Source organism: Methylomonas sp. MS20 (assembly GCF_050275925.1).
GTDB classification, from domain to species: domain Bacteria; phylum Pseudomonadota; class Gammaproteobacteria; order Methylococcales; family Methylomonadaceae; genus Methylomonas; species Methylomonas koyamae_A.
Genome location: NZ_CP189963.1, coordinates 18,936 through 41,384, shown reverse-complemented (window position 1 = coordinate 41,384; position 22,449 = coordinate 18,936). Strand labels below are relative to the sequence as shown.

The 22,449-nt window shown below is 52.7% G+C and carries 17 protein-coding genes; 4 read left to right on the top strand and 13 right to left on the bottom strand.

Features of this window, described 5'->3' with window-relative positions; translation table 11 throughout:
- Window positions 1-290: 290 nt before the first annotated feature.
- The 3 genes from ACQE3D_RS24710 to ACQE3D_RS24700 all read right to left on the bottom strand — a co-directional run bounded on the left by ACQE3D_RS24710 (window position 291) and on the right by ACQE3D_RS24700 (window position 3,762).
- Entirely contained in the window at window positions 291-2,444 is a 2,154-nt protein-coding gene (locus ACQE3D_RS24710; RefSeq protein WP_427551841.1) for a helix-turn-helix domain-containing protein, read from the bottom strand.
- 451 nt (window positions 2,445-2,895) lie between these two features.
- Entirely contained in the window at window positions 2,896-3,138 is a 243-nt protein-coding gene (locus tag ACQE3D_RS24705; protein WP_427551840.1) for a WGR domain-containing protein, read from the bottom strand.
- 3 nt (window positions 3,139-3,141) lie between these two features.
- The gene (locus tag ACQE3D_RS24700; RefSeq protein ID WP_427551839.1) at window positions 3,142-3,762 is read right to left on the bottom strand and encodes a recombinase family protein; all 621 of its coding nucleotides are present in this window, start codon (window positions 3,760-3,762) and stop codon (window positions 3,142-3,144) included.
- Between the two features lie 205 nt (window positions 3,763-3,967).
- Here ACQE3D_RS24700 and ACQE3D_RS24695 point away from each other — a divergent pair, with 205 nt between their 5' ends.
- Together ACQE3D_RS24695 and ACQE3D_RS24690 are read left to right on the top strand one after the other, a co-directional pair.
- Window positions 3,968-4,264, top strand: coding sequence for a hypothetical protein (locus ACQE3D_RS24695; RefSeq protein ID WP_427551838.1), 297 nt, complete (start codon window positions 3,968-3,970; stop codon window positions 4,262-4,264).
- Between the two features lie 451 nt (window positions 4,265-4,715).
- Window positions 4,716-5,420 (top strand): DUF1566 domain-containing protein, encoded by a 705-nt coding sequence (locus ACQE3D_RS24690; RefSeq protein WP_427551837.1) that lies wholly within the window; start codon window positions 4,716-4,718, stop codon window positions 5,418-5,420.
- 508 nt (window positions 5,421-5,928) lie between these two features.
- Here ACQE3D_RS24690 and ACQE3D_RS24685 read toward each other — a convergent pair.
- From ACQE3D_RS24685 to traF, 3 genes are read right to left on the bottom strand one after another with little or no spacing between them, the layout of a single operon-like run.
- Entirely contained in the window at window positions 5,929-9,591 is a 3,663-nt protein-coding gene (locus ACQE3D_RS24685; protein ID WP_427551836.1) for a conjugal transfer protein TraG N-terminal domain-containing protein, read from the bottom strand.
- Window positions 9,588-11,036, bottom strand: coding sequence for a conjugal transfer protein TraH (locus ACQE3D_RS24680; RefSeq protein ID WP_427551835.1), 1,449 nt, complete (start codon window positions 11,034-11,036; stop codon window positions 9,588-9,590). The genes ACQE3D_RS24685 and ACQE3D_RS24680 overlap by 4 nt, the downstream gene beginning before the upstream one ends.
- 33 nt (window positions 11,037-11,069) lie before the next feature.
- Complete coding sequence (gene traF / locus ACQE3D_RS24675; RefSeq protein ID WP_427551834.1) at window positions 11,070-12,032, bottom strand: conjugal transfer protein TraF; 963 nt, start codon at window positions 12,030-12,032, stop codon at window positions 11,070-11,072.
- A 107-nt stretch (window positions 12,033-12,139) separates the two neighbouring features.
- On the opposite strand from traF, the gene ACQE3D_RS24670 reads away from it, so the two are divergent.
- On the top strand, window positions 12,140-12,664 hold the full coding sequence (locus tag ACQE3D_RS24670) for a hypothetical protein (protein WP_427551833.1): 525 nt from the start codon (window positions 12,140-12,142) through the stop codon (window positions 12,662-12,664).
- A gap of 129 nt (window positions 12,665-12,793) precedes the next feature.
- Here ACQE3D_RS24670 and ACQE3D_RS24665 read toward each other — a convergent pair whose 3' ends face one another.
- The 7 genes from ACQE3D_RS24665 to traL all read right to left on the bottom strand — a co-directional run bounded on the left by ACQE3D_RS24665 (window position 12,794) and on the right by traL (window position 18,512).
- Window positions 12,794-13,744, bottom strand: coding sequence for a S49 family peptidase (locus ACQE3D_RS24665; protein ID WP_427551832.1), 951 nt, complete (start codon window positions 13,742-13,744; stop codon window positions 12,794-12,796).
- 5 nt (window positions 13,745-13,749) lie between these two features.
- Complete coding sequence (locus tag ACQE3D_RS24660) at window positions 13,750-14,769, bottom strand: hypothetical protein (RefSeq protein WP_427551831.1); 1,020 nt, start codon at window positions 14,767-14,769, stop codon at window positions 13,750-13,752.
- Window positions 14,770-14,780: 11 nt separating this feature from the next.
- The gene (gene traN / locus ACQE3D_RS24655) at window positions 14,781-15,233 is read right to left on the bottom strand and encodes a conjugal transfer protein TraN (RefSeq protein ID WP_427551830.1); all 453 of its coding nucleotides are present in this window, start codon (window positions 15,231-15,233) and stop codon (window positions 14,781-14,783) included.
- Window positions 15,234-15,410: 177 nt separating this feature from the next.
- A complete protein-coding gene (locus tag ACQE3D_RS24650; protein ID WP_427551829.1) occupies window positions 15,411-16,739 on the bottom strand; it encodes a TrbI/VirB10 family protein in 1,329 nt (442 codons plus the stop codon).
- Between the two features lie 9 nt (window positions 16,740-16,748).
- A complete protein-coding gene (locus tag ACQE3D_RS24645; protein ID WP_427551828.1) occupies window positions 16,749-17,630 on the bottom strand; it encodes a TraK protein in 882 nt (293 codons plus the stop codon).
- Window positions 17,617-18,234, bottom strand: a complete 618-nt coding sequence (locus tag ACQE3D_RS24640) for a TraE/TraK family type IV conjugative transfer system protein (protein WP_427551827.1) — start codon at window positions 18,232-18,234, stop codon at window positions 17,617-17,619. Before ACQE3D_RS24640 ends, ACQE3D_RS24645 begins: the two co-directional genes overlap by 14 nt.
- Window positions 18,231-18,512, bottom strand: coding sequence for a type IV conjugative transfer system protein TraL (traL, locus tag ACQE3D_RS24635; protein WP_427501818.1), 282 nt, complete (start codon window positions 18,510-18,512; stop codon window positions 18,231-18,233). Before traL ends, ACQE3D_RS24640 begins: the two co-directional genes overlap by 4 nt.
- A gap of 552 nt (window positions 18,513-19,064) precedes the next feature.
- Between traL and ACQE3D_RS24630 the strand changes: the two genes are divergently transcribed.
- Window positions 19,065-20,249 (top strand): AAA family ATPase, encoded by a 1,185-nt coding sequence (locus ACQE3D_RS24630; protein WP_427551826.1) that lies wholly within the window; start codon window positions 19,065-19,067, stop codon window positions 20,247-20,249.
- The last annotated feature ends 2,200 nt before the right edge of the window (window positions 20,250-22,449 follow it).

The following is a 22,449-nucleotide window of genomic DNA, read 5'->3' as shown; positions in this document are numbered from 1 at the left end:
CCACCGTCACGGTGATTGCCTTCGGCGGCCCCGATTCGTCCGCGTCACCTCCTTTCGACCCAACAAGGGGTCGAAACATTGGCTCTCGCATGACTTAACGGCGTGTCGCGATGCCTTGCAGGTTTTCTGCGAAAACCCGCCCGGCGCTACGCCTATCGGGGACTAAAATTCATCACTTCGCTAGCGCTCCGTTTCCATGAATTTCAGCGTTTGGAGTAAACCAGCTTTCGTTGTGCCAAAAAATCAAGATTTTTGGCACAGTTTTCCAGTCGGAAGCCAATACTTGTTTATTAATCTTCTGTTGAATTTTCCTGCGCCAATTGCAACAGTGGGGCAATCACGGACTTTTCCCAAAGACTATTGATCATGTTTTCCAAAATTTCTTTAAGCTCAGTTTTCTCGGTAAACCATTGTTCAAGATGGTCGGCAACGCGCAATTTGAATTTTGGCCCCCTGCCCCATTCACTGGCGCAGGTTGACCACACCGGCGCTTGAGAAAGTGGATCTCGATAAACCTCAATGCCACCGCGTATAACGGCTTCTTGAAATACCCTCTTTGATTCAGATGCACTAGTTGCAATTTGATCAATAGATCGGCCTGCAAGCGCAAGATCCCCATCGGCTTTGAGTGATTTCAAAAATGCATCAAGTCCAATAAACCAGCGTTGACTACGCAAACTTGCATCACGAGCCGCACCAACCCCAACTAAATGTAAAATATTTAGTCCTGAATACTCGCCATTTCGACGCGTAGCGGCCCACAATGTTGACGCGTAGCGCACATCCCTTGCAGTATTGATGGCTTCAACGTGAGCTAGTCGCTCCCGCGCGCCTAACCGTCTATTACCTTTAAGAAATGTGTTTAGCCGATTGGCTACCTCCTCAAGCGCGGCGTTGAGCGCTTGCTTCTCATGGTTTTTAATAATGTCTTGGGTGGCATCACAAAGATCAATAAGCCTGGCTTCAACTGATTTACGCATATAACTTATTTGGCCGAACAATTCTGCTTGAACGGTATTTACGTCATCTGATTCAAAATTATAAAAAATCAATGGAATACCCGCTAAATCATCGGCCGATAATTCAGAAGTAACCTGCATGCGCTTAAATTCATAGCCTTCAGAATCTGTTAAAGCATGCTCGCCCATATCATCCTTCATCGAACGAGCTTCCTCTGCACGCGGTAATGCAAGAATCGATACTTTCCCCGTATCAAATCGCTCTGAAAATGTTTTTTGCATATGTTGAAGTAGCACGCGGGTGCTTGTTCCTGGAGCGTCGTTAAAACGTGAGCAAAACACAACTTTAGTTCTTGGGTCTTTAAGTCTGTGATCCAAGTCTTCGCGCACTGCAACATCATCAACGCCTTTGGTGTCAATGACCGTAATTTCTAGCTCGCCAAAATTACGGCTAAAACTTGGAATGAGAAGATCAATGCTCATTGGCAATGAAACATCCGAAAGACGGCCATTATTGACAGCCTTGAAAGTCTCCGTAACCCACTCCATAGGATGTTTCCGTGTTGAACTGTCATACCATAATTCCCGACGTGTTCGGTCTTCAAGACGCATTAATCCTAATACCTGCGTTCTAAACTCCTCCTCGCTATCACTAGATTTTACGAGCTCGTTCACCGGGTCATTATAAATAGGCTTCCCATCAACGATTTCCTTCTTCCTTACAAGTCCTGACATGTTGCGAATAGCGCGTTCCGCTTCACGACTAACGCTAATTGTCTCTCCTCCTTTATCACGTAGTCCATTGGTATTAATTGCCCATTTAGACGCACAGAAATCGGCTACTAATTCGCGCAATTCTGCGTCGTTCATCGGTAGTAGCGAAATGCCAAATTCAGGCCCAGTTTTAATATGAACTTCACAAAACGTTGTCCCACCAGCGCCTGTTTCGAGGACAGGGCGATTGATGGCTTTATCTGTTGCGGATGGTGGTACGAGTAGATCAAAAATGAAACTAATCCCCGTTGATTTCCCAACCCCTTGATCACCGATGAATGCAATGTTGTGGTTTAAGCGGACAAGGTAGTTTGCCGCTCGGGACAATGATTCGCGGTGTTTTTCGATTTGGCGACGAAGCGGCCATGGCCTTTCCTCGGCGTCGAGAAAGTTGGAAATTTCTTCGAGAGTATCTTCGGTAATTTCAAGGCATTCTCGTTCAGGATTCCAGAATGATGGTGGCTCAATTTGCGTCCACTTACGCTCAGCATATTTCTTGAAGTTATTGGCGTTTGTTACACCGAGCTCCTCTAGTGCATCGAGAACTCGATCAATATCAGCAGAGGAAACAACTTCCCCTTTTTCAATTCGGGAAATACGGCTCTGATCAAGTCCAGATTTTTCGGCTAGAGTAGATTGCGTCACGCCAGCTTCAGCACGAAGGCGTGCCACAGCATGTCCTGCTTTTTGATTTGGATTATATTCTGACATGTCGGCCACCCTTATTGATTGCATTTTGCATATATTATGCATATATGCAAAATTCGTCAAGCATATATTCATTTCGCTGAAAAGCAGCTTCAGTCTCTGGCGTTGTCGGCGAGTGACGCCTTCCGTCCGTAAAGATTTTCGCCCATCCATGGGACGAAAATCAGGACTCCACCGTCACGGTGATTGCCTTCGGCGGCCCCGATTCGTCCGCGTCACCTCCTTTCGACCCAACAAGGGGTCGAAACATTGGCTCTCGCATGACTTAACGGCGTGTCGCGATGCCTTGCAGGTTTTCTGCGAAAACCCGCCCGGCGCTACGCCTATCGGGGACTAAAATTCATCACTTCGCTAGCGCTCCGTTTCCATGAATTTCAGCGTAAGTGCCAATTGTTAACAATGAATCATTTTAATGATTCCTCCAAGATCCTATTGGGGATACAAGTGTCTCGCATTATTTTTCTGAACGAAGAGTGCGATAACCCTTTTTATATTTGGCAGCACATAATTTATTCTCGGCGACTATGGCGTCTTCCTGGGTGTCGAACCACTCCGTTCTGACCGTGCCAGGTGAACCAACCCTGCCCCACTCCTTAATCAATGACCAATCGTCAAACAGGCCTGGCGTCACAAACATTTGATAAAAGCGATGCATGTTGTTTTCGGTATCGTGCCTTTCAAGATATAGATGATTCATCAGTTACTCTCCAGAAGAGCGGATCGTATTGTCGACTTCTTGTGATTTCAACGCAGCCTCCCTAATCCGCATAATGGTTTGCCGGGGGGTTTTGAATTCCCGAGCCAACTCCGAAACGTTGCTGCCAGCGGCCAAGCGTTTGACAACGTCAGCACGCGCTTCCGCATTGAGCGCCGGCGGCCGACCGAACTGCTTACCCGCCGCCTTCGCGCGACCAATGCCCGCTTGGGTTCGCTCAATCAGCAAGTCACGCTCAAACTCAGCAACCGCTGCAATAACCTGCATGGTCATCTTGCCGGCAGAACTGGTTAGATCAACGCCACCTAACGCCAGACAATGGACCCGCACCCCGGAATCAGAAAGATGCTCGACCGTGGCTCTGACATCCATAGCGTTGCGACCGAGTCGATCCAGTTTGGTGACTACCAACACATCGCCCGATTCCATCCGGTCGATCAATTTATTAAAGCCAGGTCGCTCTTTAGCCGCAACTGAACCACTGATGCTTTCTTCAATCAAACGATGCGGTTGAATGGCAAAACCGGCAGCTTGAATTTCCCGACTTTGATTTTGGGTCGTCTGGTCTGTGGTCGACACTCGACAGTAAGCAAAAACGCGTGACATGCGCTAATTCCGTCCGAAACCGGCCAATTCCGGACGTTATTTCAAAGGTCTATGTCAGCTGATCCCAGCACCTGGCGGCGCAGCATACAGCCACAAAAAAGATGGCACTTGGCCGACTTGTTTGCGCTGCGGAACAGTGCCCCCTGCGCCACTTTAAATTAAAAAATGGGCTATGTTTTGTCTAACGATGAACCTGGGACGCACCATGAAAAAACGAGCCATTTTCCTCCTGCTGGTCGCGCTCAATGCTCAATCAGCCGTTACCTCGAACGTGTTTGAGATTGAGACCATCATGCCCGGCGAGCTATGCAATGGGCAAAGCAACGACGCGCTGCAAAAACTGATGGACAAACACCCTGACGACAGGGGCATTATTAACCTCTATGCGCTTTATCTGGGCCTGTGCCAACTGGTCCACCAAGGGAATATCTCAGAACAAGTCGCCTTGGATCAATGGGTGCCAGAGAAAACGAAGCTCATTGAATCGCGTCGGCAGCACTAGCAATTAACTTCGCGAGGAAGAACCGATGAAATGGATCGCCTACAACAGCGTGCTGCTCAATCAGACGCGCGCCGCGATGCTGATTGGTAATTCATCCCAGGCTTTAGCCGACGCGAAAGAAGCCGGCTTTTTCCATTGTCTATAAGAGCCCTAAAAGCCGCTGCCGAAACCTATGCCGTGTCCGCCGATTGGTTGCTTGGGCTGGTTGATGACTTTGATCAAGACCGGGAAGCCCGCAAAGACCGTGATTTCCTGGCTGGACTGCAGAAAATTCACTTGCGGGATTATTCGCGCCGAGGTACGGCAAATAGAAGCAGACACGGAGCGTCAAGCCTATGAAAAGCAGACCTTTAGCGTTTGACTTTTTTCAGGCTTTCATTAGAGTTTGAGGTATACCGCCGGGAATTTTAAGGTCTGCTCCGGGGCTTCCATTTTCACTGACGGAATGATTATGCCGAATAAATATCTAACGATAGCCACCACATTGGGATTACTGGGCCACAGCTTGGCCACACCAGCGAGTTTATCCAACTACACAGGTGCCGAAGGCGCTGGATTGGTCTACAGCAGTGAAAACAACGTGACCTGGACGCAAGACGCCAACCTGTTGGGTACGCTGGAAACTTCGCTGGGCTTCAGCAACGCTGTCAATGCCATTATCGCTGCCAGCCCGGCCGTCAATGATTTGGCGAATGCTCACGATACCCCGGCAAATAGTGGGCACTACACCGTGACGGCTTCAGACTTTTACGCGAACGGCAAAGTTAGCTGGTTTGGTGCAAAAGCGTTTGTAGGCTACTTGAACAGCATCACCTACGGCGGCAGCAACCAATGGCGCTTGCCGACTATCAACGAGCTTGGCCGATTGTTCTACACCGAACTGAACGGCACTGTAGGTGGCGGCATACCCAATACGACCCATTTCATCAACGAGCAAGCGTATGCATACTTTTCGGATACGGATTACGCGCAAAACTTCACTGAAGCGTGGATCTTCGTTACTCAGCTTGGCTTCCCGAACCACTACGATAAGCTCAATCAGAACTATGCATGGGCCGTCAGTCCCGGTCAAGTGTCCGCCGTGCCTGTACCGAGCGCTGCCTGGCTGATGGGTGGCGGCCTGTTATGGTTCGTTGGTAATAGGCGTCGCCGCTAAATTCGCGAGCGAATTTTTTTATCGTAAAGGGGTTGATCTTGGCCGCCGCGCAGGCGGCTTAGTAGAAAAACTTCTAAGCCTGTCAGGCAGCGCATTTCTGTGAAAAGAAGTTGAGAATAGATACTAGGCGAGTAAAATAATGTCTCACATGAATTCAGCTGTTAAGCCTATTGTTCCCTAGCATCACGAAACTCTATTTGCCTGACCATGATTAGACTCAACACTCAGAATACATATCGACCGAAACGCCCGTCACAAATTGATGACGGGCGCATCGCATGTCCGCATTGCCAACGCCGAATTGTCCCGTATGTTTATTTTTCATACGGCGTGGCCATGCATTCAGTTTGTAAGCTGTGCGGCGGGACTGTTCGAGTATTCAGGGAAGAAAAAAAGCCGATGACTTTGTTAGGCTTGCTTTTCCGTGTTTTTCTTTTTTTCGCTTGTTTGTTCTTGATGGTTGCTTACCATAGTTAAATTCTATGGTTTATATAAGCATCTAATTTCATTACGACATCCCTAATACTTTTCTGACATACTCTTGCGTTTCTTTAAACGGGGGTACGCCATTGTGTTTATCAACACTACCCTCGCCAGCGTTATACGCCGCCACCGCATATTCTAAACTCCCGTCATATCGATCCAGCAAGAAACGCATATACTGACCGGCTCCATCGATCGCTTGCGCCGGATCCTCAGGATCTTTAACCCCAAACCGTGCCGCCGTATCCGGCATCAGCTGCATCATGCCTTGTGCGCCCTTCGGCGAAAGCGCATGACTATTGAACGCCGATTCAGCAGCCGCCATCCGGCTTAAAATCCCGTCAGGCAACCCGTATCGGCTTTCCACTTGCTCGAATAGCGGCTGTAACGTCTTTGGCGTCTCTACTGAGCCGGCGCTACTGTTTTTTTTTACCGCGTCGTTGTAGTTGCCGATCGAATGAGCCAAATCCGGCCTGTTTTGTGTCGCAGCACGATTGAGCAATTCAGCGATATCACCACCTAAGTCCGGGCCATGCTCGGTCAGTAGTTTTTCTCTCGCCATCGCAGTTCCTGCACCATCACCAATACCGAAATCAGCGGGTCTTAGGCCCATTCCGGTTTCCGTGAGAGCCGCTGTGTAATACTCTAGTTGGCTGGGCGTCAGGTGGTGAGCGACCTCATTTCCCTTGAGGTCTCGCCAGGCTTTAACAGCTTGTTCGCCTCCCTCGCCGGCTTCATTAAAAGCTTTTTGAGCCGCAGCCGCATATCCATCGCCCTCCGCAAGATGATTGGACATCGAATCGAAAAATGCGCCAGCAGTACCATAGGCCTCGCTTCCCAATGCTTCGATTTGAAGTCTCGAACTATAAAGCGCCCCCGCCGCAAAATCGTAATTCATCTCACCCACCGATTTTTCACCTCTGGCCAGATGGGCTATCTCTCGGGCAAAATAGTCAGCCTTAGCCCCCGCCATTTCTGAAAATTCAAATTGGGTACCCGCGTTTAATTCTCTTGTCTCTTTATTATGAAAATCGCCGACTTTCGCATCGCCGGCGCTCACTTCACTGCCAATTTCGCCCATCCGCGCATTGACGTGCCCTGGCAAATTGCCGGCTGCTCCCCGCGGGTCGACCACGCCGGCGCGATCAAATTGCGCCTGTGCAGAGCCATAGGCTGGAGTTTCGGTTCGAAGACCGGCATTCTTGTGAGGATCGGCCATTTGACCGGTTTTCGCCGCGAACGCATCGCCCAGCAATTCAAATCCGGACGCTTTGGCTTGTCCCGCTTCGGCTCGATTCATGTTCCGGAATCTGGCCGGCGAATGTCCGGTCAGTAATGACAGGCCGGCCGCCGCGTAAGCTTGATCTTTATCGGCGATCAAGCCCGACTGGCGCCATTCGCCAGCCAGGCTTTGCGCGTCGCCGCTTAAACCAAAACGCAATAATTCATTATTCAGTCGGCTCATTAAACCGGGGTGGCTACTGATCTCGTGTCCGGATTCCAGCGCGCCGAATTGGGCGTTCGTGCCGAGGCGGCTTTGCATCGACTGGGTAGCGCTATAGGCTTCCGACGCGGACAGCACGTCGTTCGCTGATGATTGCAAACTTTGCAGGGTTTGGTGGTTAAGGCCGAGCGACACGACTTCGCGAGTCCCAGATTGTGCATCGGATGCCACGCTGCGGGCCAAGTCGGTTTGAAACCCGGCATCGTCGGTCAAGCGCGTGGCCATATCGTTAGCGATTTCGTTGGAACGTGAGCTATTGAGCCCAAACTGACTTTGCAACCGGTCGCTGATATCGCCCCTAAGCCGGTCTTTCCGGGTTTGTTGGCCATTTCGATTGGAACGTCCACCGCTCTCGCTCTCCCCGCTCTCTTCGTCTTTTCGGGGGAACCAACTGTCGCCGGCGGCCAGGCCGCCGGACAGCACTGACGCAAATTGATCCGAGGTGATATCGGTATCGCTATAGCGTTGTGCGTACCCAGACGCTTCGCTGCGCATCAACTTGTCGGTTTCGGACGAGCTGCTATTGAGCCGCTGTGAGTAACTGGAGCCGGTCGAGGCGTCTCGATTCGATGCAAAACTATTACCCGCCGAATTCGCCAGCGAGCTCATGAATTGCGTGCCGGCCTGGCGCATCCAGTTCGACGAGGACGAGACCGCTTCGGACACGTCGCGTCCGACATTAAAGGTAGGCAATACGCTCTCGGCACCGGTTTGATGAGTCCCTCTCAAGGGCGCATGGGTATAGGCCGACTGATTGGCAAACACCGGGGCCGTCGCCAACACCGCCGGCGAGCCTGCACGCTCGTCTATATAATCGCCGCTCTGCATGCGGCCCATGAAGTGGGTGGCGGTCACCGAACCGCCGTAGACCAGCATCAAGGCGATCGCCGGCGTCGACGACGCCAGCATGCCGCCGATCGCCACCCAATCCTGCAGCACCATGTCCATCTGGTAGATCCCTTCGATCGAGGGAATGTTGAAGCCTTGCGCATCCAGCGCATCCAGTTTGCCCAGCGCCGACATGTTGATGTACAAATTTATGACCGCCATGATCGGCATCCACAACTGGATCCACAACAGCATTTTGAAATACTGGCCGACCATCGAAATACCGGCCGACCCCAACATCACCGCGAACACCATCAACGGGGTAATGGCGTAGCTCAAACCCTCGATCCAGGTCATCATTGGCCGGACGATCCGGGTAAACAGCGTTTGTTCCGCCGCCCACTGCATATTGCGCTGCTGGATCGATTGATGGACCATCGCCGCCTTGTTCCACTTCAGGCCATCTTCGTAGCGGCCGACGATGCCTTTTTCGAACATCGGCACGACCAAGCTGGACAACATGTAGTCGTTGGCGCTGATGGTGCTATTGGATAAGGCCGATAAGGCATCGCTAATCCGGGTGCTGACATCCTCCGGGCGATTGAGGTTCAAGGTTCGTTGCAGCAAATCCTCCAGACCGGTGATGGCATACTTGGTCACGTAATCGTCCAGGGCCACATAGGCATCGGTACAGGTCAAAATCTGCGGACCCGACCCCAGATAAATCTCGGTGGTGTAGATTTTGGAGTTAAAGCGGATCGCCGTCATCACATTCGAGGTGCGCATAATCGCATCCATCGTGTTCAAGTTCAGATCCACGCCGGTTATCGTGCATTCCTTGATGTAATTGACGAACGAGGCTTCCAGATCGACTTGGGCCGTTGGCGAATTGGCTTTGCCCAAGGTAATCCGCGACAACAAATTTTTTCGGACCGCGATCAAGGTGTTTAAGGGATCGGCAAAACCGTGTTCGGTCATGCTGGGGACCGCGAACGCCTGTTCGAACAAGCGTGTCAGCCGGTAACCCATATTGGACATGATCGAACCGGCGACCGCCGGCCCAAACGGCACGTTATTGACCACCACCACATTGCCGGAATAGGCGTCTTCCACTTTGACCTGCACCCCCGGCGCAAACAAGGCGGTATAAATCAACATCGACGCGAACACGTCCTGATAGCGAATGCCGCTGGCATTGAATTGGGTCAGACCCCGCAACATCACCAGCATCACCCCCAGCGAGGCGCCGACCGACGCCGCCGCCTTGTAATGGTCGGTTTGGGCGATCATCGCGATCGCATTGAGGATCGCAGCCAGAAACTGGGAATCCCCGATGGAAAAGATTTCGTAGCTCATTTGGTCTCCTCATGGGTGGGATACTGGGCGGCGGATGCGCTGGTTTGTTCGAATTCCGCGTAATTGCGGGTTTGGGTGGCTTTCATGATGCTCGCGTAGAACTCGAGCACCGCCTTGATATTGCCGTGGCGCATCGCTAGCTCGGTGGAATCGGCCTCGATTTGTTGCCGGGACACGCTGAGGGTGTCGGCCAATTTGGCGGCGTAGGCGCTGTCTTGTAAGGAGGCGGCATAGCGGGCGGCGTCGTATAAGTTTTGAATCATCGCTTGCGCCAGCTCCAGCGCGATCGCCGGCGCCGCGTCTTCGGCGAATAGCCGGGCCATACCGTAATCCTGGCGAGCCATGTTGCGGATCATCGCGGCCACGGCGCCCGGTACCAGCTCCATAAACGCCTTCTCATCCGCGCTCAGATCGCCGGTATTTGTGCCGAATTTGTAGACCAGACCCGGTTTGACGCTATTGCCGATCAATAAGTCAGTCACGCGTTTGCGTAAACCGACGAGGGTCGTATCCTTGATAGTCGGATTTAAACAGCCGTCCGCTTCGGTGGTGTCGCACGAATACATTTTGACTTGGTTATAACTGCCGCTGCCCGAGCCGTTGAGCAGTTCTTTAATGCCGATAATGCCGTTCAGCGTTTCGACCGGATTGGTCTCGCCGTGGCCATCCGGGGCTGAAGTCGGTTCGTTGACGATGACCGTGCCGCTGATGCTCATCATCGCTTGCAGCAAGTCGACGCCGCCGAACTGAAACCAGTTTTTGGCACCTTTTTCGTTGAGCGCTCGCCAGACCAAATTACCCTGAATGATGGTCTTCATTTCGGTTGCAGCGTTGTTTTTCACTTGCTGCGTCGGGTCGCCCTGGGTACTGGTATTGGTCAGCGCGCCGAACACGTCGGTAATCCCTTTTGAAAACGAGATTTCCGACTTTTGCATTTTCTCGGTCGCCGACGCCGGCAACAAGCTGGTGGCATCGTTGACGATCCCTTGCGCCAATTGGCAGGAATTCGAGAACATCTGATTGAGATCTTGAATCCGCTTTTGCAAGCCGGACATCAACACCCCGCACTGGTTACACATTGAATCGATGGCCAGCTGGAAGGCGTAGCCGGTGGCATTGGCTGCGACCGACCGCATCAGAGTGATGAATTGGTCCTTGTTGATAAACGAAAAGCTGCCACCGAATAAATCGATCCCGCCGCAACCGGCGCTAAACGATGGCGGCATGAAGGACACCAGATTGGTTTCCACGATCTTGTTGCGCGAGACGACCGAGCCGCCGGTAATGACGCCGCGTCGCTGCCCGAGGTGTGCGGTTGGCGTGGTGACGTTGGTCATCGTCCCAAACATCGCGTCCATTTCCTGTTGCAAATCGGCAAAGACACTGGCCGGCAGTACCAACAGCCAGACCAGAACAAAAATCCCAAATGTATTCGAGTGCCTCATATCCGCTCCCAGATGGCAAAGTGTAAAAGACGATTAAGGTCGCAAGGGTTGCCGACGCAACGCCTCTACCAGGCGGCCGGCGTCATTCATGACGGGTTCGGTCAAGACCCCGTCCTCCGGCAGCAGAAACGAGGAATCGGTCACCCCGCGCGCCGTGTTGAACAGTGGCTCGGAAATCCAGCCGGCGTGTTTGGCCGATAGCAACACCCGCGAGGTCAAGTCGTCCAGCGAGACCACCCCTTGCGCCACGGGCAAGATCTCGTTGGGCGGTTTCATCAAGAACAGGGCCGGCGTGGAGATCACCCCCAGGGCCTGGGCTTGGCCGGTATCGGTCCGAAATTGTTTATAAAAGCCCGAGGGCATCGGCTTGCCGTCCAAGGACACCGGGTACACTTTGAAACCGAAGCGTTGCTCCAATACGCTTAACAACGGCGCTTGCGCCTCGCAAAAGTGGCAATCCGAACGAAAGAAAAACAACAATCCGGCTTGTTTGGCGATGGTGGACATGGCCTGCTCGTTGGCCTGGGTGGCCCGTTGATTGGCGGCATTGGAGGCAAAGGTGGCCAGCGGCCGGCGGTTGTTCTCGTCCAATCGCGGATCGGCCATCACCACCCGTTGCGCCACGTTGGCAAAGCGCTGGGCCTTATCCATCATCACCCGTTGCAAGTAGTAGTACGCCGAGACGTTCTGCTCGGTCGGGCTGTCGATGGCGGCGTCCTTGTAGTGCTCAAGATTCTTCCGAAACCATTCGGCCGAGAGATACGCCGGCGGCTGCACAGGCTCGGGAGGTGGCATCTCCTGTTTCTGAGGATTCGATGAAATTTTTTCCTCTGTCTCGGACGGACTGGGCGTTTGTTCTATACTAGGGTCCGGGGACAGCTCCCGCCAGAACCACCCGCGTTGTTTATCCAGAAAAAAAGACGGCTCCCCCTGATCGGACAAGGCCGCGCAAGGCAGCAGCAATAGGCAACACACTGTGAGTAAACGTTCAAACATGATTCCAATGTCCCGATTTTTTGGTTAAACCCGCCGGCCAGGCGCTCTTCAAAGCCCCCGGCACGAGTCCCGACCCCCGTTTTTAACGCCTTACGCGAGTATCATTCATGACTGAATACGCCGACATCCGCTTGTCGCAAGACGAATATTTACTGCTCCTGGAATTTCTCTACCTGGCCGATAAATCCGTCCGTAGCGCCGAACACAAACAAGTCAAACACACCGCCCCCTATCGCGCGCTGATCGAGAAGCTGTTGAGCTACGCCGACCTCCTGGACTGCGGGCATTCAGTCGTCGATCTGCCAGGATTCCCCCAACGCCTGATCTCCGACACCTTCGAGTCCAAACCCATTTACCAAACCTTCCGCGAATCGCTCGGCGAAGATCAATTCTGGTTGCAACTCGCCCACGCTTTAGCCGTTAGAGATGTCGACGCCGAATTAGGCCCGCCCCCTCACGACATGCCCGATGCCGAGAACGAAGCCTTCGAAGAGCGCCGCCTGTTCAAACAAGCCGAGAAGCTCCTCGAATGGCGAGACGAACTGCTTCGAAACGGCGTTAGCCGCCTGACGTTACGCGCCCCGGACGCGTTCGACGTCATGACGGAGAAAACCAAAACCCACATCAACTGATCGCCCAGGTCACCGACTTATCCACAAAATCTGTGGACAAGTTTGTGACAAATGGGCGAAAAGCCCTCGATCGATCTACCAATTCAAACAGTTAGCCCGCTGCGTAACATTTAGACAAACCGCCGTCGACTAACTCAGCGTCGCCGAACCCAGCAACGCACCCAAACTGGTCAGGGCGGAAACCAGCGCACTGAGCGACGCCCGCGCTCGACCCCACCGGGTCAGAAGGTCTTCTTGCTGGGTGTAATCGACGATTTTTTCGAGTTTCAGGGTTTGCTCGGCCACGCTGCGCCGATCGCCCATGCCGTCGATCAAACCAAGCGCGAGCGCATCCTCGCCGCTCCAGACCATTCCGGAAAACAAATTCGGATCGTCTTTCAGGCGTTGGCCGCGGTGGGTCTTCACCACGGCGATGAATTGGTCGTGTACGTGCGACAACAAGGTCTTGATCTGCTCGACCGCTTCGGGCTCCGGCTCGGAAAACATATCGGCGAAGCCTTTAAATTTGCCGGCGGTGTACAAACGCCGCTCCACGCCCAGTTTTTGCATGATGCCGGTAAAACCGAACGAGTCCATCCGTACCCCGATCGATCCCACCATACTGGCCCGGTTGGCATAAATTTCGTCACCGGCCACCGCCACGTAATAGCCGCCGGAGGCGCCTAAATCGCTGATGACGGACACCACCTTTTTGTCCGGATACTTGGTTTTGAGCCGTAACACTTCATCGAAGATCTGGCCGGCCTGCACCGGGGTGCCGCCGGGACTATTGATTTCCAGCATCACCGCCTTGGATTGCGCCTGCGCAAACGCCGTGCGCAAACTGTCGATCACGCTATCGGCATTGGTGAGGCTATCCGGGGCGATTTCGCCGCTGATCCGTACCATCGCGACATGCGGATCGTTTCGGCTAACCAACGTCTGCCAGTTCGAATAGATCGACAAGCCCAAAAACCCCAAGACCGTCAACAGCGAGAGCGTTTTAAACGCGGTATTGATTCGTTGGGTCTTGCGCATGACAGCCGTGTTGCTTTGAATGATGTCCAGCAACCCGTTGACGGTCGTATCGTGTTGGCTCATGGTCTTTACTCCAGAATTTCATAGTCGATGGCATTACGAATATCCACCCAATAACTGGGCTGGGAGATCGCAAATAAGCGCCCTTTCCAGGCCGCCAAGTGTTGCCCATCCGTCAGATTCCAGGCGAACAGCCAATGGCCGTCGGCCGTCATGTGCCGCAGCACTTGGCGAGCCTTGGGGTTGTCCCAGGCGGTGTGTTCGGCATCCTCAAATTGCCGGGTAGGATCGAAAGTGGCCGGCACCGGCGGCGCCCGGCGGATCACCAAGCTATGGGCGGTGCCCTGGTTATCGTCTTTATCGGTGGCACTCTGCAATATGGCCGGATACCCTAAAAGCGCATCCCGCACCGGATCGCGCGGCGCCGGCTCGGTATCGGCCAGCCGCAAGATCGCCCACAAGGGTTCGCCGCCGCCGGCCAGGCTATACACCCGCCAGCGGACGCTTTGGTCGTCGCCGCAGTGATCCAGGCAAGTCGCGGTCAAGCCGGCTTGCTGGACAGCGGATTCGAAGCGGCGCAGCATATCCAGCCGGGCCGTCACCGGAATACTCAGCGCATTGGCATAGCTTTGATCCATGTACAGCCGACCGTACACCTGATAAAGATCGGCCGGCTTCTCGGACGGCGTTAAAAAACTCAGCGCCAATCCGGCCATCCCGATGCCGGTCGCCACGTCCATCCCAGCCGGGGCGAGCGGCGCTCCGGTCGCCACCGCCCCGACAAAGCTGGCATCCTCGGCCAGATTACGGATCGTATCGCTCGAACCGGCCGGCTTTGCGGCCACACCGGCATTTTTTGCCTTGATCCGTTTGGCATTGACTTCTTGATACATCAAGTCCTGCAAATCTTGCCGTTTACTTCGGCTACCAAGTAGGTCCCGTAGCAAAAACGAGATTTGGTGGGCTTCATCGGCCGGCAATACTCTTTGTTGCGCGGCCGGCACGTTGAGCGGGCGGGCGACCGGGGCGCAAGCGTTGAGGGCGAAGGCGATGGCGATCGCTAACGGGTACTGGCAACGTCGGGGCATGGCTCTTTTCCTTAAGGGTTGGGTGAAGTGGGGACCGGTCCGATCGACCAGCCTTGTTGTTCGGCGTCTTTGCGGGTCTGATTCATATCGATATTCTTTAACCGCAACACGTTGCGGTCCCGGCTGTTAGTCCGATCGCCGTTGTAGTTCAAATCCGAACCGGTACCGGTCAGCACGTCTAACGTCAATTTGTCCGGCGTCTGGGTCGACGGCAGTCGGCCGGTACTGGTCAGGATATGGATCCATTCGTTCAAGTTAACCTGGCTCCAGTTAACCTGTTGCAGTTTGCCGATCGGAATGCCTTCGCACTGCGGCGTCTTGGGATCGCCGAAACTCATCCCCAATTGCGGGCGAATCTGTTCCTGGAGGATGCGGGCCAGCGGCGAGTTGAAGCAGCAATAGGCGTAGTTTTGCTGAACGCACATCCCGAGGATCGCCGTTCGCTTCCACCATATTGAAGGCATCAATCGGTAAGGCCTTCATCGCGGTAATCTCGCCTTTGGCAAATAACGCCGCTTCGGTCGTCGTCGACCGGGCGGGCGGGTTTTGGGTGGCGGGATCCGCATAGCTCACGCTGGACGCCAACAATAAAATGGCCGGTAGAAGTTTCATGGACGCTCCATTGATAGATACCTGTATGACTAACCTTTTTCGAGCAATCGCAGTTTGGTACCGCGTTGCACCACCAGATTGATTTTGCGGGTGTTGTCGATTTCGATCACCGGGAACAGGTTCTCGGCATAATCGATGTAATAATTGGCCAAACGCTCCATCGCGTAGCCCGTCCCGCGTAGAGCCCCGCCCTCCATCGAATCCTGGCTGAAGGAGCGTTGGAACGGGGTAGTGGCCACCCCGGCCGGCCCCGCCAGGGCCAACACCTGGGTTTGGGTGCGGCCGAACATGTCGGAAAAACCACGCAGAAAGCCTGCCAGCAACGCATTGCGCAGCAAAGCGCCCTGTTTGCTGACGAAGCGGCCGCGTATGCCGACCTTGCCGTCTTCGCCGACCGCGTAAGCATCCAGCGGGACTTCGATGACGCCGCCGTCTTGGCGGACGCACGAAATGGACTCGGCGCGGATATAGGCCCGTTCGGAACTGAGATCACCGTAACCGGAGGACACCACGAAGCATTCCTTGACATCGGCGGTATAGCGGTTCGGCAAAATGGCGTCGGTTTTCAGCCGAACCAAGACCGGAAAGGGGTTCTTCTGAGCGCTGCTGCCGGTCGGTGCATCCATTCCGTTGAGTAGATTGCCGGATAAAATACTGCCCGCCGGTATCTGCACACTCTCTTGTTCGGCTTTTTTGGTGTCGGCGACCTCGGTTTTTTTCTTGGCCTCCGCCTCGGTAGCGGGGGTTTGCTTAATCACCCGGATTTGCAAGGCATTGCGATCGGCATCCTTGACCGGATTGGCGGGGACCGGATCGGCGGGCATCGCCGTCGGATCCTGATAAACCCGCGGATTGAACAAGGCGTCGGCCTGGCTAACCCGCTCTTTGACCGGATGCGGTTTTGCCGGCGATTCGGGCGGCAACACGGCTTGCGAGCTTGACGGTTCGGCTTGGCCTTCGGTTTTCAAGCGCTCGACTTCGGCCTTCAAGGCTTCGATCTGGGTTTGCGCGGTTTGACCGGTTTGGTCGGCCAACTGTTTGATCCGTTGCTGATCGGAGGCTTGGTACTGTTGGTTTTGGGTAGCGACACTCTCCAACAAGCCGCGTAGCGTATGTTGTTCGGATTGCAATTGCCGAATCTGCGCCCCCAAGCCGTCGATACCCAAGGACCGGGGGTCCGAATCCGTGAAAATATGCCGGGCGATGTCCTTCTTGGCGCTGCTTGATGTGGGCGGCGGCGCATCCCCTAATAGCCCACTGATCACCACCATCAGCGTCACCAGAATCCCCGTGACGACGATCATCCGTTGATGAGCCGGATTCAGAGCGTCCCATTTTTCGAGTATCGCGTGTTTCATAGCGAGCCCTTAATGCAGTAGCGACGGTCTAATTTGCTCGTCGGTGATGCCGCGCTGCTTCATCACCACAAACAACTCGGTCGATTGTCCGGGCTCCAACCACACCTCCGGCCAGGCGGCCACCGCCACCACGTCGCTGACCCCGGCCCCTTGGCCGACGCACGCGCGCTCATCGAGCTCGACCCGTTGCGGCGTGGTATTCACGGTCTTCGCAACCAGGATCGTGGTATGGCGTCCGTCGAAGGCTTGGCCCACCGTGGTTTGAATCCCGGCTTGGTCGCAATAGACCGTTTCGTTGGCCGTCACCGGCCGGGCGCTGAACCCGCTGGGACTTTGCATCAATGCCAGTTCGCGCAGCGTGGTTTTGAGCTGGGCGACATGTTCTTGCTGCACGGTATCGTCGCTATCGCCGGCTTTTTTAGACGCCGGTTGCGACTGAGCTAGGCGCGAATACTCGACGCCGGCCAATTCCAGGCGTATCTCTCGGGGCGGGATGAGTTTGGGCGCCAAAGTCAGGGAAATGGCGAGCGCTTCGTTTTCGCCGGGCGTAATGTACAGCGTCACCGGATCCTCGCTATTGCTGGCGACGTACACCACATTGCCTTCCACTTGGGTTTCGGCCCGGCTGACCGTTCTGACCCGCGGACTGGGAAACGGGGTCACGATTCGGTTCAGATGGTTTTGCGCCACCGTCACAATTTCATTGATGCCCGGCGAGACCTTGATGGTTTGCGGGGTGATGCCGCCGCCGGTCGTAGGCTCCGGGGCCGAACCGGTCTTTAAGACGCTGGCCGGCACGGGAGGCAACGCCACCGCTGAGTCCTCCGCAACCGCGGCACCGCAGCTCAGTCCCATCAGGCCCATCATCAGTACGAAGTTACGGATTGGCATTCGTCGAGGCCTCCATTTGTTTTTGCATTTCTAAATACTCTTTTGTCTTAGGCTCCCCCTGATACACATTCAGGTCGGTGACCACCGGGTTGTAATTGACGATGGCGATCTGAAATTCGTAGGTGCGGTAGGCGGCTTCCGGTTTGTCGTTAGGGCCTTTGGTCGTCAATTGACCGGTCACGAACACCTTGTGGGTGTCCTGTTCGTAATAGACTTGATTCGGCGTGAACGTGGTCGAGATTTTGTCGATCTTCAACGCATTGATTTGGTCGTGCATCGCGTTCACGGTTTCTCGATGAATCTGCGACGACAACAGCGGCGAGACCGAATCGGCCACGAAATCCAGGGTGTTCGGCGTGACGTTGCCGAGCAATTGCGCCAGGAACAACCCCCAAGCTTGATAGGTCTTGGCGGAGGCATCCTGCCTGGAAATTTCCACTTTCTCGGTCAGATTGGGCGGAATCATGATGACCGTCCGTTCGGTTCGGAGCGCGGCAAACGCCGTGACCACATTGGTGACCAGTAACCCGATCAGCAGGTACCGGTGCAACCGGTTTTCGGCCTGCACAAAACCCCAGGACTCTAAGAACACGTTCAGCTTCATTGGTAAAACCGCCGGATGTAGGGATTGGGAATCGAGATGGCGCCGGTCGGCAGCAAGCCGATCCAATAAAACGCATGTACCAGAAAACCATTCGGCCGGTTGTCGGTGAAGCGGCGGATGAACTTGATCACGAAGTAGGATGCAATCAGGCAATACAACAAGTGGTCGATGAAGATGCCGAGCAACATCATCGCCACCACAATCACCAAATCGTGAGCGGTCCAAATCAACAGGATCGGTGGTTCGTCGATAAAGCGCGGGATTTTCGTCGGTTCCATGCTACTAGCCTCCAAGGTAGGTGACTATTGTGCACAAAACAAAAAATAAAACCCGCTGGCTAGATGCTTTTAAAACGCATCTTCCCTGCGGGTTTTTCTCAGGAATATGATAAACAGGGCGTTTTGTTCGAGAGAGCGACCATGCTTGGTAGCAGTAGATCTCATCTAGATGGCTATACCATCGTCGAGTATATGGGGGTTGTCAGTAGCGAAGCCATACTAGGCGCCAACGTATTTGTCGATCATTTTGCAAGCTGGGGAACTTTTTTGGCGGTCATACCAAAGGATACGAAAAAGAATTTAGCCCCCTTCATATGCTATCGAGATGCTGATAGAACGCCCTAGAGCTTGCAGAGCAAATGCAGGTACCGGTATTTCGTTAGATCACCAATTTAGCCAATGATTTTACGAGAGTCTCTACCGTTGAAGCCCCCTTAATGTGCTTGATACGCAGACACGCTAATCCTACCGGGAAAATACTAATATATTTATATTTATACGCCATTAGCAGTATACTTATGAATAAGCCGATACATTCCAGCCAGATTTGCTATGGATAAAATCAAAAATCCTTTTTCTCCCGGCGCAGGATCGCCACCTCCGGAAATGGCCGGACGGGACACCATTCTTGAGCAAGCCCAGGTATTGCTGGGCAGAGTGCGTGCTAAGCGACCGGAAAAGAGCTTATTACTGACGGGGTTGCGAGGCGTCGGTAAAACCGTCCTATTAAACGATATCGAGCGTATGGCGATTGATTCGGGTTATCGCACGCTGCTAGTTGAAGCGCATGAAGGAAAACCTTTGGCTGTTCTAATCGCGCCGCATTTGCGCCGCCTACTATTTGATCTCGACAGGCTTGCTGGCGCCGGCAATAAAGCCAAACGCGGCATTGCCGTTCTAAAAAGTTTCATCGGCGCCATCAATATCAAAGTTGGCGACTTTGATATTGGTCTGGATATCGAACCCGAATCAGGGTCGGCGGACAGTGGCGATCTGGAAGTTGATCTTCCCAGTTTGTTCATGGCCGTCGCGGAGGCGGCAGAAGAACGTCAGTCTGCAGTGGCGGTACTTATTGACGAAATTCAGTATTTCAGTTCTGCCGAATTAAGCGCTTTGATTATGGCCATGCACAAAATGCAACAGCGGCAACTGCCCTTGGTGCTTTTTGGTGCGGGTCTGCCAATTTTGCCCGGCTTGGCCGGAGAATCCAAATCGTATGCTGAGCGGCTATTCAGTTTTCCGGAGGTTGGTCCGTTGCCAGAACAGGATGCCTTCATCGCTATACAGGAGCCGATTCGCGCTGCAGGGGAATCGATCGAACTAGAAGCCTTGCAGGAAATTTACAGCATGACGCAAGGTTATCCATATTTTCTTCAAGAGTGGGGTTATCAGGCCTGGAATCAAGCTTTTTCGTCACCAATCACATTACGGGACGTCAAAGATAGCAGCGCCTTAGTCTCCAAACGTCTGGATGAGAACTTCTTCCGCGTACGTTTTGATCGATTGACACCGCGTGAGAAAAACTATCTACGCGCCATGGCGGAACTCGGCCAAGGACCATACCGTACCGCTGATGTTGCCGAGAAACTCAACGTTAAGATAAATACTTTGGGACCGGTACGCGCGAGTTTGATCAAAAAAGGCATGGTATTTAGTCCATCCCACGGTGATATGGCCTTTACTGTGCCCTTATTCGAAGAATTCATTCGTCGCGCTATGCCAATTTTCAGTGTTTGAAGTGGATGGCCGCAATCCCGCGCCGGACTACCATATCCAGTACCTGTGTCACCTTCCGACACTATACATATTAAGATATTACCCACAGATTTTCAGAGTTATCCACAAGCTTCCGTATTATTACTACACCAATCTCGTCGTTTCTGGACACAATTTCCGATATTTATGACCATAAAAACCGTAGTAACACTTCATTTATTCCGTATTAAGATCACATATAAAGACCAAATGCTCCACCTAAACCATTGTAAAAATTGGGACAATTCGCACAATTTCTTTCTTTAGTCTTTTTTAGAACTAAAGAAGTATTACTTAGTACCGCCGCAGAAACGGCGGTTAAAACCCAATTTGCTAAGATTTGAAAGATCAAAACCTAGGATAGAAAATTTATCAAACATACGGAAAGTCTGATTGATCTTTCTCCGCGTCACATACAACACCGACCAAAATATCATCTTTGATTTCTCCGTAGTAACACTACATGAAAAAATATTCCCATTTCTCAAAAACGCAATAACTATTCAACTACTGTTTCCCGACAGGAATGCAATTTTCTTAACCATCCCTCACTTACCTTAGATTTTCAAATATTCAAAGTAGATCCCAACTAGACATTGTTTAGCCGAACACAAAACACTATCTCCGTAGTGAAGCGACATGAAGGTTAATTGGAATCGGCTAATTTCCTCCCATATCATCAGCTAATCCATCTCCGTAGCACCGCAACATCAATACGGTTTACCTAACCTACCATCACTTTCTGAGAGGTGCCCATACTTAGGATTGAGGCTAAAAGCCCATTGCTCTTCCGATACCGGATACTATGCCAATAATAAAGCAACAAGAAATTTGAATAGAGTTACTCTTCCCTCATATCATCAACCAGATCATCTCCGTAGTCTCGCGACGTAAATCTGGATTACTTATCCTGACATCACTACCCGTAAGGTATTCACTCTAAATTTCAAGGAAACAGAACGAAAGTGAGATGATGAATTTTAATCCCCGATAGGCCTAGCGCCTTGCGGGTTTTCGCAGAAAAACTGAAAGGCCTTACGACTCGCCGTAAAGTCATGCGAGAGCCTTGTTTCTGACCCTGGTCGGGATGAAACTTAGTAGCGTCTCTGACGAATCGGGACCGTCGAAGGCAATTAACATGACGATGGAGTCCTGATTTTTGTCCCATGAATGGGCGAAAATTTTTACCGACAGAAGCCTTCGCTCGCTGGTTATTTCAGGGGTGAAACCGAGCAGGCCTTAGTTCGTCCGGTACCGGACACCATCTCCGTGTTAAAGCAACAGGAAGGTCGAATGGAATCACCTGAATCCTCCGAACATGATCAGCGGATTCATTTCCGTAGTGTCGCGACATGAATCTGGAATATTTAACGAGACTTCGCTTCCCATAGTGTTTGTATTATGAAAAATTGCAACCGAACAGGCCATAGTTCGTCCGGTACCGGACACTATCTCCGTAGTTAAACGACAGATAAATCTAAGGAAATCGCCTGATTCCTCATCACGTCATAAGGGGCTTCATCTCCGTAGTTTCGCGACATGAATTTGTAGTATTTAACTCGGACTTCACTTCCAACGTTTTTTGTATTATGAAAAATTGCAACCGAACAGGCATAGTTCGTCCGGTACCAGACACTATCTCCGTGTTAAAGCAACAGGAAGGTTGAATGGAATCACGTGAATCCTCCGAACATGATCAGCGGCTTCATTTCCGTAGTCTCGCGACATGAATTTGGAGTATTTAACCAGAACTAACTTACCAATGTGTATGTATCATGGAAAGTTGAAGCCAAACAGGCCATAGTTCGTCCGGTACCGGGCACTATCTCCGTAGTCTCGCGACATGAATCTAGAGTATTTAACGAGACTTCGCTTCCCATAGTGTCTGTATTATGAAAAATTGCAACCGAACAGGCCATAGTTCGTCCGGTACCGGACGCCATCCCGCAGTGAAATGACAGGAAATTTAATGGAGTCGCTCCGCTTCACATCGTCAGCGAGCTTTTCTCCGTAGTCCCGCAACATGAATGCGAATAACTTAACCTGAACTCACTTATCGTGATTTGCGCATTATTGAAAGTTGAAGCGGAACAGGCCATTATTTGTCCGGTACCGGACACTATCCCCATAGTGAAGCGATAGGAGAAATGGAATGGATTTTTTGAGCAATCTAGAAACTAAA

Excerpts from the sequence above, each read along its gene's own strand:
- ACQE3D_RS24705 (WP_427551840.1), bottom strand. The coding sequence starts at position 3,138 with ATGAATCATCTATATCTTGAAAGGCACGATACCGAAAACAACATGCAT.
- ACQE3D_RS24665 (WP_427551832.1), bottom strand. The coding sequence starts at position 13,744 with ATGAGCCAACACGATACGACCGTCAACGGGTTGCTGGACATCATTCAA.
- ACQE3D_RS24690 (WP_427551837.1), top strand. The coding sequence starts at position 4,716 with ATGCCGAATAAATATCTAACGATAGCCACCACATTGGGATTACTGGGC.
- ACQE3D_RS24685 (WP_427551836.1), bottom strand. The coding sequence starts at position 9,591 with ATGAGCTACGAAATCTTTTCCATCGGGGATTCCCAGTTTCTGGCTGCG.
- ACQE3D_RS24640 (WP_427551827.1), bottom strand. The coding sequence starts at position 18,234 with ATGAAGCTGAACGTGTTCTTAGAGTCCTGGGGTTTTGTGCAGGCCGAA.
- ACQE3D_RS24650 (WP_427551829.1), bottom strand. The coding sequence starts at position 16,739 with ATGAAACACGCGATACTCGAAAAATGGGACGCTCTGAATCCGGCTCAT.
- ACQE3D_RS24680 (WP_427551835.1), bottom strand. The coding sequence starts at position 11,036 with ATGAGGCACTCGAATACATTTGGGATTTTTGTTCTGGTCTGGCTGTTG.
- ACQE3D_RS24670 (WP_427551833.1), top strand. The coding sequence starts at position 12,140 with ATGACTGAATACGCCGACATCCGCTTGTCGCAAGACGAATATTTACTG.
- traN (WP_427551830.1), bottom strand. The coding sequence starts at position 15,233 with ATGCCTTCAATATGGTGGAAGCGAACGGCGATCCTCGGGATGTGCGTT.
- ACQE3D_RS24700 (WP_427551839.1), bottom strand. The coding sequence starts at position 3,762 with ATGTCACGCGTTTTTGCTTACTGTCGAGTGTCGACCACAGACCAGACG.
- ACQE3D_RS24645 (WP_427551828.1), bottom strand. The coding sequence starts at position 17,630 with ATGCCAATCCGTAACTTCGTACTGATGATGGGCCTGATGGGACTGAGC.
- ACQE3D_RS24630 (WP_427551826.1), top strand. The coding sequence starts at position 19,065 with ATGGATAAAATCAAAAATCCTTTTTCTCCCGGCGCAGGATCGCCACCT.
- ACQE3D_RS24710 (WP_427551841.1), bottom strand. The coding sequence starts at position 2,444 with ATGTCAGAATATAATCCAAATCAAAAAGCAGGACATGCTGTGGCACGC.
- traL (WP_427501818.1), bottom strand. The coding sequence starts at position 18,512 with ATGGAACCGACGAAAATCCCGCGCTTTATCGACGAACCACCGATCCTG.
- ACQE3D_RS24660 (WP_427551831.1), bottom strand. The coding sequence starts at position 14,769 with ATGCCCCGACGTTGCCAGTACCCGTTAGCGATCGCCATCGCCTTCGCC.
- traF (WP_427551834.1), bottom strand. The coding sequence starts at position 12,032 with ATGTTTGAACGTTTACTCACAGTGTGTTGCCTATTGCTGCTGCCTTGC.
- ACQE3D_RS24695 (WP_427551838.1), top strand. The coding sequence starts at position 3,968 with ATGAAAAAACGAGCCATTTTCCTCCTGCTGGTCGCGCTCAATGCTCAA.